We start from the raw sequence: 12,252 nt of genomic DNA on the forward strand, positions 1-12,252 counted from the left end.
TCATGTTGCAAGTTCAAAATTTGAGTTTGGCCTTTGATGATCTGGTGTTGGCAAAGGATATGAGCTTTGAGCTGGAGGCCGGTAAGGTTCATGTGATCATTGGACCTAATGGCACCGGCAAAAGCTCCCTATTAAAAACCTTGTTTGGTGATATCTCACCTCAACAAGGGGCAGTGCAGTTTGAGGGTAAAACCCTAAGCAAAAAGCATTTAACAGCCTGGCGACAGCAATTTGGCTATATGCCTCAAGACATTAAATTGGATGTGGGGCTGAGTGTTTTGGAGGTGGTTCTCCTTGGTCAGCTTAATGCTTTGTCCCTTAATCTTGGGGACCGTTTGATTAAAGAGGCCTTGCAAGCGCTGGATGAGATCGGCTTATTGCATCTTGCGAACCAAGATGTGCGAACCTTAAGTGGTGGTCAGTGTCAGATGATCTTGTTCGCCCAAGCGTTAATGCGTAAACCTAAAATACTCATGCTCGATGAGCCTGTCAGTGCGTTGGATTTGCATTTCCAGCAGGTGTTATTGGATCACCTTGATCAGCAGACGAAGGCCAATGGTTGGACGTCTATTATGATTCTTCATGATCTTAACCTCGCTGCTCAATACGCGGATAATTTGCTGGTGTTAAAAGGGGGCGAGCTAGTTGCCCAAGGGGCACCAAAAGATATTTTAACCCCGGAGTTGGTGTTTGATGTATACGGGGTGCGAGCAGATGTGGCCTTGGATAGTATGGGGATTCCATTTGTCCGTACCCAGCGCCGTGGCGCATCAGCTTTTTTGAATATGAAAGACTCCCTTAGCAAAGGGGAAATAGGGAAATCTAGTTATGTTGTTAAATAGAACGATCATAGTTGCCGCTGTGGCCTTGATGATGAGCACCAGTGTTTTGGCAAAGGACTGGCAAGTGCAAATGCTGAGCTTCGGCAAGAAGGGGCCCATGGTGTTTGAGCCTTCTTTTGTGCAAGCTCAAGTTGGCGATACGGTGACATTTGTTCCGACGAATCCTGGACATCATGTGAAATCCTATCTCACTCCAGAAGGCCAGACTGCTTGGGAGTCCAAGCTGAATGAAACCTATACGGTCACTTTGACTGAGGAAGGACTGCAGCTTTACTACTGTCCGCCGCATTTGGTGATGGGAATGGTAGGGATAATCCAAGTGGGTGATCCGGTGAATAAGGCGGATCTTGATGCAGCTTATCCAGAGTTTCGAGATAAGATTGCGATTAACCCAGAGCGAGTTGATGCCATTTTAAGTCAAATCCAATAGTACCTATCTGCTTGATTTAATCATCCAACACAGTATTTTTCATGAACGCAAACCACTTTATGGCTGATTGGCGACTCCTTTCAGCTGCTGGTCGTGTGCTGGTCATTAATGGCTTCACATTTAATTTAGGCTTCTACATGTTGCTGCCGTATTTAGCGGATCACTTGCAGCGCTCATTGGGGTTGAGCCCATGGCATGTGGGATGGGTGATAGGGTTACGGGTATTAAGTCAGCAGGGGTTGTTCTTAGTGGGGGGGACCTTAGGGGATTACCTTGGCTATAAGCGACTTATTCTGTTGGGATGTGTGGTTCGTGTGGTTGGTTTTGCCTTGCTTGGTTTGGCTCAGACGCTTCCGCTATTGTTGTTAGGCGCTTTTTTAACAGGATTGGCTGGGGCGTTATTTACCCCTTCTAGCAACGCCTATTTGGCCTATGAAGCACCGGATCAGGTGCGCCGTGATCGTGTCTTTGCCATGCAGAACTGGACCAGCGAAGCGGGTATGTTTTTAGGCCCATTAGTGGGTGTGGCGCTAGCCTCTTTTAGTTTTACTTGGGTTGGAACTGGGGCTGCCTTGCTCTTTAGTCTGTTGTTTTTGATCCAATGGCGCTATTTGCCAGAACTGGTTGATCAGGAAAAGCGTTCCTCCAATGAGCTCCCTTTTTGGTATCAGTGGCGCTCTATGTTTGCTAATAAAGCTTTCATGGGGTTTATTGCCTTTGCCTGTGCGTTCCATCTGTTTTTCCACCAGCTGTACTTATCTTTGCCTGCGGAAGTGGAATCCCGTGCATTGGGGACTCAGGTGATTACCTGGGTGTTTATGACCACCTCGGTGCTGGGTATTACCTTGCAACTTCCTGTGAGCCGCTGGGTAGCACGCACTATTGGTAGTGCCCGTGCTATGGGTTTGGGCATCGCCATGATGGGGAGTTCATTTCTGTGGTTTATTGTTTCGTTTTCTGGTGCCCCATGGCTCAACTTTATTGGGTACGGAGTGACCTTTAGCTTAGGGTCGATGTTGGTTTTGCCTTTGCTTGGTTCTTATGTGCCACGTTTTTGTCTTAAGTCCGAGTTGGGGAGTTACTATGGATTGTACTCTTGTGTCGGTGGTGCGGTGGCTTTTCTTGGTAATGTGACGTTAGGTGGATTGCTCTCTATATCTGAATTAGAGCGTGAATGGGTGTGGCTTGCTTTATGTGTTGTCGGTGTTGTTGCTGGAATGGGGTTGTATCGGCAAGTGAGCCAGTTGGCAACATCAGATTAAGGGAAGATAAGTAAGGTATAGATAAGCAGCACCAACTAGGCTGATGCTGCTTATGAGGTGTCTTAGAAACGGTATTCTAGACCGAGTGAGGCTTGGTTAAAGTCCGTGTCAAAGTCTGTGTCACTGCCGCTATCTGCCGCTTCGTCGGCATTCAAATCAACGTCGTACCAGGTGTATTGGGCGCTAAGCAGTAGGTTTTGAGACAGCTTGAAGTTAAGACCTGCACCTGCAAACAATGCTTCGTCATCGTTTGAACCATTAAATCCAGCCACGTTATAGTCTGTTTCATACCATAGCTGACCTGCTTTAGCGAAGATTTCTACTGTATCCGTGATTGGTAATGTACCTTTTAATGCCGCTGAATAGCCGGTGGTTTCTGCGTTGGAAATACTGTTTCCGTACTCGCCAAAGTCCGAGTAGGCACCTTCCAAAGCAAAGAAGCTATTAAAGCGGTAACCCAATACCCCTTGCCACATATCGTTGCTATCGTCGAAATCATCCTCATTGTCGACTTTCAGGTAACCGTAGTTACCACCTAGGTATAGGCCACTGTCGTTTGTACTCATATCCTCAGCATTGGCAGCGGTTGTGAAGGCTGTAAGTGCTACCGTGCTTGCTACAATCGGCATGAATTTTTTCATGGTGCTACTCCTTTTTGCTCGTTGTTTAGTACGGGATTTAGTTTTGACCTAACCCGCTCTGTAGTAAACCCGAAAACCGACGACTTCATTTTACCTGTGCTATCTTTTGGGTATTGGTGCACTAAGTTGCGAAATGCTGCCAAACTTGATGGAAAGCTGACGGTTGAAAATGTCACAAAAAAAGGCCGCTTAGAAAGCGGCCTTTTACAGTTAAGTGGTTGGGCTAAGCATAGGCTTGTTTTTGGCCTTCATCACTCATGTGAAAGAACTTTTGTAGAGCCATAAATAGCGATCGATTTTTCAAAATCATTAAGCACTCTTTCTCACTTAGGTGGGTGAGAAGCTCATCAAGGCTTTCGCTATTCTCGATTTGCCAAGCAGCGCAGATGCGATCGCGGTTGAAGCTGGTGTCTTCCTCTTCAGGCAGTTGCGCTAAATGCCAGTGGTAAAACTGCACATCGTTCAGGTAGGCCTCTAGGGCATGAGCTTCTTCAGGCTGCAGTAAGTTGTCTTCTAAGGAAGCAAGCTCAGCGATCTTCTGCTCAAGGCGCTTAACGATAGGTGTTGGTTTGCGTTCTTCCGGGCCTTTTAGCAGGCCTAGTTTGGAGAGCAAGTTGCCTCGTTTCGCGCCACCACTGAGCCAAGACAAGGGAATAGAAAACACTAAACCAAAAGTAATAGGCAGAGACCAGTAGAACAGTTGGGGGCTTAAATACAATGCACTTGCACCTAATACCAAACCAAAAACAGTGTGGTAGCTGTGGGCGCGGGCGGTTTCACCCCAAGAGTTGGCTCCGTCATCACGGGATTGAGGAGCCCAGCCACTGTCTCTGCCTTTTAAAATGTCCATTACCACAAGGAACTGAGAGAACATCAAAATCGGTGCATAAAGGGCAGAGATGATGATTTCAAGCAGCGTATCGAGTGTTAGCATGATAGGGCCGCCGAATTTGAAGCACTGCTTCAAATGCACCATGCCGCTGATCCAACCATAGATCTTGGGGGCCAGTACTAGGCCCATGGATACTATGAATAGAGAACGTGCTTTTTCGAAGTCGAAGACAGGCCAATTCGGGAACAGAGATAAATTGTTAAAGTACTCTGGGCGAACAAAATGAGCCTGTACCGCCAAGGCGAAACCGACAGCAATCAGCGAAAACCAAAACACTGCGCTGAAATAGGCGAAGATACCTGTTAGCAAGTGCATACGGCTGGCGAAATGTAGGCCTTTAGCAGGTAAAAAAGCTTTATGCTGCAAGTTGCCCTGACACCAGCGACGGTCACGAACCATCACATCAATGAGCGATGGCGGCGCTTCTTCATAGGAAGCTTGTAGGTCTGTATCAAATCGAACACCCCAACCGGCGCGGCGCAGTAATGCCGCCTCAATAAAGTCGTGACTTAATACATGGCCACCGAATGGTGCTTCACCGGGTAATAGCGGTAGGCCACAGGATTCAGCGAAGGCTCGGGTGCGAATGATGGCATTGTGACCCCAGAAGTTAGAAGCATTACCATGCCAAGTGGTTAAACCCGCCGCATAGATGGGACCAAAACACTGGTTTGCAAACTGCTGAATGCGACCATAAAGGGTGTCAGCACGAATCAGGGTTGGTAAGGTCTGAATCAAGCCAAGGGTGGGTTCCGCTGCCATACGACGAGACAGGGATTGTAGACACTCAGCGCTCATTAGGCTGTCAGCATCTAGTACGATCATGCATTCATAATCGGCCCCAAAACGGGTGACCCATTCCGAAATATTACCTGCTTTTCGTTCGGCGTTATTTAAGCGGCGACGGTAATAGATTGGGCAGGCGGATTCGTCATGATTCAAAATGGGATAAAAAGTCTGCTTCTCTTTAATGCTCGATTCCGAACGGTTGGTATCGCTGAGGATAAAGAAGGCAAATTTCCCTGGGGCTTTCTCTACCAAGTCATCATGCATGGCTTCAATGCTGGCGCGGATGCGCACAGGATCTTCGTTATAAACCGGTAGCAAGATGGCCGTGACGCCCTCGGGCTCCTGTTCTTTTCGTCGCCAATGGAAGGGTGACAGCTTAAATACCAAACCTAAGGTGGCTTGGCTGAAAGCATAGGAAATCCACGAGAAGTTCACGCAGAACAATCCCAAAAATAACCACTGTAGGGAGGTGATTTGGTTCGTATTCAGTACGTCGTACATCTCTTTTGCACCATAAACCGTTAAGCCCGCGGTACAAGCGATGACAAAGAGACGCGCCAATAGGGTGGTCAAAAAGAAACGTTGGTTTTGTCTCTTAGCTTTTTGTCGCGATTCACCCACCTCATGACGAGGCATGGTGAGCTTTGCTTCGTTAGGAAGTGCGTAATGTCCTTTATTGCTATTAACGTCCATTATTCATTCAACCATCTGTATAACCAAGTGGCAGCAAGGGGCTTACCTTCTTGCTGAAGTTGTACTCGCAGTTCTGCTGAGTTTGCATCTTTTGGATCAAACGTCACATAGGCGCGTACGCCATTTTGGTATGGGTTAGGTGCTAGGTGCGCTTCAATGATTTCTCCAGAAGAAATGCTTGCGTCAACCGCGATCGTATTCATATCCGTGATGTCAATATTGTTGAAATCAATCACCACTTCTTCGTTGTCATTTTGTAGCTTGTTACCTTGAGCGCTACGAACAATGTGGGGTTTATCAGCCAACACAGGGGTGTCGTTAGTCATGGTTAAACGATAGGAGTAGGTAAATGGCTCACCTTTCTTCAGACCGCCTTTAGGCTGCCAATAGGCCACAATGTTGTCATTGGCTTCTGAATTTGACGGGATCTCTACCAGCTCAACATGGCCCTCGCCCCAATCATTTAAAGGCTTGATCCACATGGAAGGGCGATTTTGGTAATTCGCTTCTAGGTCCTGATAGTCGGCAAACCGACGATGGCGTTGGATCAGACCAAAACCTTTTGGTGACTGGTCCATGAACGCGCTGATTTGAAGGTTTTCAGGGTTATTCAATGGACGCCAAAGTAGCTCGTCTTTTCCTGTTTGAATCTGCAATCCCTCAGAATCATGCACCGCTTCACGGAAGTCTTCCGTACGGGAGTGATTTAAAGAACCGTTAAACATATACATAGAGGTGATCGGGGCCAGACCCACGTGCTTAATGTCATCCCTTGGAAAGAGCGTCGCTTCTACATCTACACGGGTAGGAGAGCCTGGGTAAATACCAAAGCGATATGCTCCCGTGACGCGCTTACTGTCCAATAGGGCGTGAACGACAATGGCTTCTTGGGAGGTGGATGGGCGCTCGATCCAAAAATGGCGAAACATTGGGAATTCTTCACCCGTTGGCTGGGCGACGTCTATGGCTAGACCTCGGGCAGAAACTCCGTAGTTTTGGCCCCGGGACACAGCGCGAAAGTAGCTGGCCCCCTGAAACACAATAAACTCATCTTTGTATTCGTTACGATTGATTGGATAGTGCAATCGCAAGCCAGCGTATTTGCCCACCTGAGTAATCAGTTGGTTGATTTCATCGTTAGGTGTGGTGAAAGAATCTGGCTTTACTTCAATCGGGAAAGCTCGGCCATTCTCCACCGCATCAATTTCGATCAAATCTTGATAAAGAAAACCAGGGGCAAACAGCTGAATAGAGAACTTGGTGGGTGAATTACCCCAAACGGCTTGGTTTTGTTGGAAGTTGATTTGTCGATAGGTTTCGTAATCCATCCCATTAAGTGCCTCAGGGGCTTTCTGCGGAGCCTGCATCGGCTGCTTAGAAAGAGATCGGGCTAAATCCACAACGGTTTGTTTGTTGAATTTATACCCTTCTGGGCTTGGGGGAATGGTTGGATTTTCGACAGCCTCGTCGGTTGCTTCGGTTACTTCCGGAGTCGCTGTTTGGTCTTGAAGTTCCGTTTCTGGCGCAGAAAATACCGCCGTACTGAACAATAAACTTGTCAGCAGGGGTAAAGCCAGCGTCGTTAGTTTACTCATAGAATTAAATATCACCGTCTGTTTGGATTCTGGCATTTTGGCGAGGCGGGCTCACCATCTTTACATTCCATGTTAATGATAAATGAGCCGAATAATGTGGTTTTGCTGTCGAGATTACGCAAAGATTGGGGATTCACCAGTATGTTGACGGAACTTTGCGCAATTACTGTCCTTATGTTTGAGAATCTTTCCCATGACGTAGGGCGTTCATGGTCGCGCGAACTTCTGGATCCCGCTCTTTAAGGTGTTCTTTTATGCGAGCGATGTAGGCTTGGTTTTCATGGGAAGGGACTCCTGTCTGATGAGCATCTGCTACAGCAACCATGGAATCCTTATCATAATGATTAAAAGTATCCACCATCTGTTGAGCTTGTTCCGTTGGAATGCCTAGTGCTTCGAAGGTTGAGCGCCCCATACGTAAGCTGCTGTCCCAGGTTTCACGGATGATGTCACGGCAGCCATAGGACCAAAGATCGTATACATGGTTGTTATCATGGGCCCGAGCAATAACGTGAAGTTTCGGGTAGTGTTCAACAACATGTTTTACCAATTTAGTCACTTGCTCTGGGTCATCAATGGCAATGATCAAGATGTCTGCCTCTTCAATCCCGGCTGCATGTAAAATGTCTGGTCGCGTGGCGTCGCCAAAATAATTTTGCACCCCGAATCGTTCTAGGGCACGTAAACGTTTGACGCTAAAATCAATCACTGTGGCGTCATAATTAGCCAATCTCAGCATACGGTCTACAACACTGCCCATTCGACCAGATCCCGCAATGATGATCTTTTTATCGTTAGGAAACTCACTGCTGTGCTGGCCGGTGGAATCATTCACATAGCGTGGAGCGATTTTTTTATCGTAAAGAATGAAAAGCAGAGGCGTGAGTAACATCGAGATGGCAACAATCAAAAGTAGAATGTCTGCCGTAGCTTGGGATAATACTGAGTTACTTTCGCTGAATGCGATCAACACAAAGCCGAACTCCCCCGCTTGGGCTAAACTCAGCCCAAACAGCCATTTGTTACTTCCTCGGATATTAAACAACCGTCCTAAAACCAGAAGCACGATCGCTTTTACGATCATCAAGCCTAGGCTCAAGGCTATAATGAGCCAGAACTTTTCAAATAAAAGTTGGAAATCAATGCCCGCCCCGACGGTCATGAAAAACAGCCCCAAAAGAAGCCCTTTAAATGGCGCAATGTCACTCTCTAGCTCATGACGATAAGGAGAACTCGCTAACACCACGCCAGCCAAGAAGGTTCCCAAGGCAGGGGATAGGCCAACCAGTGACATCAATACCGTAACACTGACAACAAACAGTAATGCGGTAGCCGTGAACATCTCACGCAAGTTAGCAATGGAAATATAGCGAAATATTGGTGACGCCAAGTAATGACCACCAACAATGACCAGTGCTATGGCGCCAAGAGTGACGGCGGTGGTCTGCCACCCTGATAGTCCATGAAGTAAGGTTGAATCATGAGAGCCTGCGGTATCAGCAACCTCTGTCACTATATTGGACAAGTCAGGGGACGCCAGTAACGGCATAAAGGCAAGCATTGGAATGACAATAATGTCTTGTGCCAATAAAACGGCAAACGACGATTGACCACCGTCTGATTTGAGTAGACCCTTTTCAGATAAGGTTTGAATGACGATAGCTGTAGAGGAGAGGGCTAATATAAGCCCGATGGCCAATCCTGTATTCCAAGATTCACCAAACCCTAGACAGACAGCTGTGACCACTAGGGCAGTTAGCGCCACTTGGCCGCCACCAAGTCCTACCAACCTAGCACGCATGGCCCAAAGTGCTTGAGGTTTAAGTTCAAGGCCGACCAAAAACAGCATCAGTACCACCCCAAGCTCCGCAAAATGTTGCAAGGCGGTGATGTCCACTTGCAGCAGTGACAACAATGGGCTTATTAGTACACCCGCTAGTAAATAGCCTAATACGGAGCCGAGTCCTAACCGAGTGGCAATGGGAACCGATACGACGCCAGCAACAAGGAAAATGAAGGTGAGAAATAAAGCATCGATCATAATAAGCAGCTACAGCTCAGAAGGTTAGAGTGAACTAGTGTAAACCTGATTGGCTTTGTTTGACTATGGTCAATTGGGGAATAGCCTTGCACGACCTATAGGGGGCGGATAAAGTTAGCGTGCCAGAAGAGGTCGTTCATACAGGAGAGGGTTATGGCGCTATTGTTAGTAGGGTTGTTTTTATTTATTGGGGTGCACTGCATACGTCCATTTGCACCAGATTTACGAGAGTCGATGATCGAACAACTGGGGGCCCGTAATTGGAAGTTGCTATACAGTGCCGTGGCCATTGTGGGATTGCTCACCACCATTATGGGGTATGGGTATGCGCGATACAGTGCTGTTTGGTTGTGGACGCCTCCCGTTTGGTCACGTCATGTGGCAGCTCTTCTGATACTGGTGGCATTTATTTATCTTGCTGTGGCTAAGATGCCGTACTCGAAAATGAAGCAAATGGGTGGCCACCCAATGCTTATCGGTGTGAAACTTTGGGCCTTTGCACATCTTATTAGCAATGGCTCTTCGGCGGACGTGGTGTTATTTGGTGCCTTTCTCGCTTGGGCTGTGGCGGATTATGCCATTTCTAAACGACGTGATCGTGAAGCCGGTGTGACTTACGAAGCGCCTAATATGAAATACGATTTGATAGCGGTCGTGATCGGTACGGTTGCTTTTGCTTTGTTCGCTTTCTATTTGCATCCCATCCTAATCGGTGTAGCGCCATTTGCTATCTAGCAAGCCATTATTGAGTTAGCCACTAAGCCAATCACTTTTTAAGTAAGCCAATCACTTTTCAAAGATTGGCTTTTTTCGTTCTGTTTCTTCGATCAAAAAGTTTAAAAAGGCCTGATTGGCTTTAGATAGGTAGCCTCCTTTTCGCCATGCAATATTAATGTCCAGCCAGACATTATCCGCAAAGGGTTTGGTGATGACGTCGTCTTTGGGTTCAATGACCATTCCAAGAAGGGTTGATACCCCAAAACCCTGTTGTACGATGGATTTGATCAGGGGAATCAAGTTAGTTTCAAAACCTATGTTTGGAGTGACACCTTGCTCCTTAGCAAGGCGATCAATGACTCGGCGATGAAAATAGCCTTCTTTAAACATGACCAACTCCTCTTTAAAGAATTGCTCCGGTGTGACTGTGTCTAAGGCAGCAAAGGGGTGTTCCTTATTAATCGCCACCAGCATTTGTTCCCGGATCAAAGCGCGAGTTTCCAGTTGATCGCTTGGGGACTCTGCAACGATCACGCTAAGGTCAATCTCGCCGGCTTCCAGCATTTGTTTGAGCTTCCAAGTGCCTCCTTCAATAACCTGAAGTGACAGGTTGGGGTAGCGATGCTTGAAGGCCATTAATATGGGTGGAAAGTAATAAGAACCCAGCATACTGGGAATGCCCACACGAACCTCTCCCTTGGCCAAACCATTGAGCTCTGACATCGCTAGCTGAGCATCATCGGCGGCTTGAACCGTCTTGCGAGCGTAATCGATTAATACCCGACCTTCATCGGTAAGCGAAATTTTACGCTCGTAACGATGAAATAGGTCTACCCCACATTCGCTCTCTAGTTTTTTGATTGCCATGCTGATTGCCGGTTGAGCGATGTGCAGTTGTTCGGCGGCTCGGGTAAAGCTCAAAGTATCGGCGACCGCTAGAAAATAGCGTAAGGGTTTTACTTCCATAATCATCTCTTATCTATTGGATAATTTTTATATATTTTTTTGATGCTTTTGAAAGGAGTATAGTGCCCCGATAGTTGAATTTAAAGCAGGCTCATAAGCATGATCGAAGCAAAAGGTTGGGTGTTCTGGCGTGGTACTCTAGCGCTTATCATTGGTTCATTTATGGTGTTCGCCAATGTGTATGTGACTCAGCCATTACTTCCTATGATTGCAGGGCACTTTGCCATCACGGAGCTGCAAGCGGCCAGTAGTTTTACTATCACCACCTTCACCTTAGGCATCTCCCTATTATTTTATGGTCCCTTATCTGACGCGTTAGGTCGAAAAGGCATCATGCTCTTCACTTTATTCGGGGTGACCTTAACCACTTGTGCCTTAGCTTTTGTAGAAAGTTACCCTTGGTTATTAGTGTTAAGAGGAGTTCAAGGGTTCTTTTTGGCGGGCTTGCCCGCTATTGCTGTGGCGTATATGGGGGATGAATATACGCCCCATGCGCTAGCGGTAGCGGTTGGCCTTTATATCAGTGGCAATACTTTGGGGGGCATTGGTGGTCGCCTAATCGGAGGGTTTGTCGGTGAATGGCAGGGGCCGTCTGCCGCTTTTATGGTGATGGCCTTGGTCAGCTTGGTGTGCGTTTCTTTGTTCGCTTATTTGTTACCCAAATCACAAAGGTTTCAACCGCGCCCATTTAAGGTGAGCTCTATTTTACAAAACGTCCGTTTACATTTAAGTAATCGTGTACTGTTGCTGTGCTACCTTATTGGTGGTTTTAACTTCTTTATCTTTATTAACCAGTACAGCTATATCACGTTTGTCCTTGAAGCAGCGCCATACAGCTTGTCAGCAAAGTATGTGAGCTTGCTGTTTTTGACCTATTTAAGTGGCACTGTGGGGTCGGCATTTTCTGGTAAGCTTGCGGGCATTATTCCTCAGCCACGTATTATGACATTGGGCACATGTGTGTTGATTATCGGCTCTCTTGTGACTCTTCAGGGCTCGTTATCAACGATCATTATGGGTTTGTTTTTAAATTGTTTTGGCTTCTTCTTATGCCACTCTACCGCCAGCAGTTATGTGAGTAAAAATGCCCATCAGGCTAAGGCCAGCGCCTCATCGTTATATTTGGTGTTTTATTATGTTGGCGCCAGTTGCGGTGGTTTTTACTTAGACCCGTTTTGGCAATATGGAGGTTGGAGCTGGGTAGTTGCAGGGTCTATTTTGGTCTTTTCTTGTGTACTGACTTTAACCTTGGTGTTATCAAGCGTGAGCCGTAAGCCGGTGGAAGCATTTTCAGCTTCATAGGCTGTTCGTCTGATCGGATGTCAGTGAGCTCTTTTGGCATATCTCGTGCTTGATATTATGGGTAGTCGCTTTCTATTTGTAG

Annotated in this window: 10 protein-coding genes; 5 read left to right on the forward strand and 5 right to left on the reverse strand. The window is 47.0% G+C overall.

The genetic code is table 11. The annotated features are described in order from the left end of the window. Window positions 1-2 precede the first annotated feature (2 nt). Genes ACZ5DR_RS10215 through ACZ5DR_RS10225 form a run of 3 tightly spaced genes read left to right on the forward strand, consistent with a single transcriptional unit; the run spans window position 3 to window position 2,534 of the window. A complete protein-coding gene (locus ACZ5DR_RS10215; RefSeq protein ID WP_377368985.1) occupies window positions 3-842 on the forward strand; it encodes an ABC transporter ATP-binding protein in 840 nt (279 codons plus the stop codon). Then, window positions 829-1,272 carry a pseudoazurin gene (locus ACZ5DR_RS10220; RefSeq protein ID WP_377368987.1) on the forward strand — a complete coding sequence of 148 codons (444 nt, stop codon included), beginning with the start codon at window positions 829-831 and terminating at the stop codon, window positions 1,270-1,272. The genes ACZ5DR_RS10215 and ACZ5DR_RS10220 overlap by 14 nt, the downstream gene beginning before the upstream one ends. Window positions 1,273-1,313: 41 nt before the next feature. Beyond that, window positions 1,314-2,534 carry an MFS transporter gene (locus tag ACZ5DR_RS10225; RefSeq protein WP_377368989.1) on the forward strand — a complete coding sequence of 407 codons (1,221 nt, stop codon included), beginning with the start codon at window positions 1,314-1,316 and terminating at the stop codon, window positions 2,532-2,534. Between the two features lie 62 nt (window positions 2,535-2,596). Here the strand turns inward: ACZ5DR_RS10225 and ACZ5DR_RS10230 are convergent, their stop codons facing one another. From ACZ5DR_RS10230 to ACZ5DR_RS10245, 4 genes are all read right to left on the reverse strand, one after another. Then, complete coding sequence (locus ACZ5DR_RS10230; RefSeq protein WP_377368991.1) at window positions 2,597-3,175, reverse strand: porin family protein; 579 nt, start codon at window positions 3,173-3,175, stop codon at window positions 2,597-2,599. A 223-nt stretch (window positions 3,176-3,398) separates the two neighbouring features. Beyond that, window positions 3,399-5,549, reverse strand: a complete 2,151-nt coding sequence (gene mdoH / locus ACZ5DR_RS10235; protein ID WP_377368993.1) for a glucans biosynthesis glucosyltransferase MdoH — start codon at window positions 5,547-5,549, stop codon at window positions 3,399-3,401. Beyond that, the gene (locus ACZ5DR_RS10240) at window positions 5,549-7,144 is read right to left on the reverse strand and encodes a glucan biosynthesis protein G (RefSeq protein WP_377368995.1); all 1,596 of its coding nucleotides are present in this window, start codon (window positions 7,142-7,144) and stop codon (window positions 5,549-5,551) included. The genes mdoH and ACZ5DR_RS10240 overlap by 1 nt, the downstream gene beginning before the upstream one ends. A 172-nt stretch (window positions 7,145-7,316) precedes the next feature. Next, window positions 7,317-9,185 carry a cation:proton antiporter domain-containing protein gene (locus ACZ5DR_RS10245; RefSeq protein ID WP_377368997.1) on the reverse strand — a complete coding sequence of 623 codons (1,869 nt, stop codon included), beginning with the start codon at window positions 9,183-9,185 and terminating at the stop codon, window positions 7,317-7,319. A gap of 153 nt (window positions 9,186-9,338) precedes the next feature. Here ACZ5DR_RS10245 and ACZ5DR_RS10250 point away from each other — a divergent pair, with 153 nt between their 5' ends. Further along, the gene (locus ACZ5DR_RS10250; protein WP_377368999.1) at window positions 9,339-9,920 is read left to right on the forward strand and encodes an NnrU family protein; all 582 of its coding nucleotides are present in this window, start codon (window positions 9,339-9,341) and stop codon (window positions 9,918-9,920) included. 51 nt (window positions 9,921-9,971) lie between these two features. Here ACZ5DR_RS10250 and ACZ5DR_RS10255 read toward each other — a convergent pair whose 3' ends face one another. Then, entirely contained in the window at window positions 9,972-10,868 is an 897-nt protein-coding gene (locus tag ACZ5DR_RS10255; RefSeq protein ID WP_377369001.1) for a LysR family transcriptional regulator, read from the reverse strand. Window positions 10,869-10,967: 99 nt separating this feature from the next. Between ACZ5DR_RS10255 and ACZ5DR_RS10260 the strand changes: the two genes are divergently transcribed. Next, a complete protein-coding gene (locus ACZ5DR_RS10260) occupies window positions 10,968-12,170 on the forward strand; it encodes an MFS transporter (protein ID WP_377369003.1) in 1,203 nt (400 codons plus the stop codon). The last annotated feature ends 82 nt before the right edge of the window (window positions 12,171-12,252 follow it).

The organism is Marinomonas vaga (assembly GCF_055388305.1).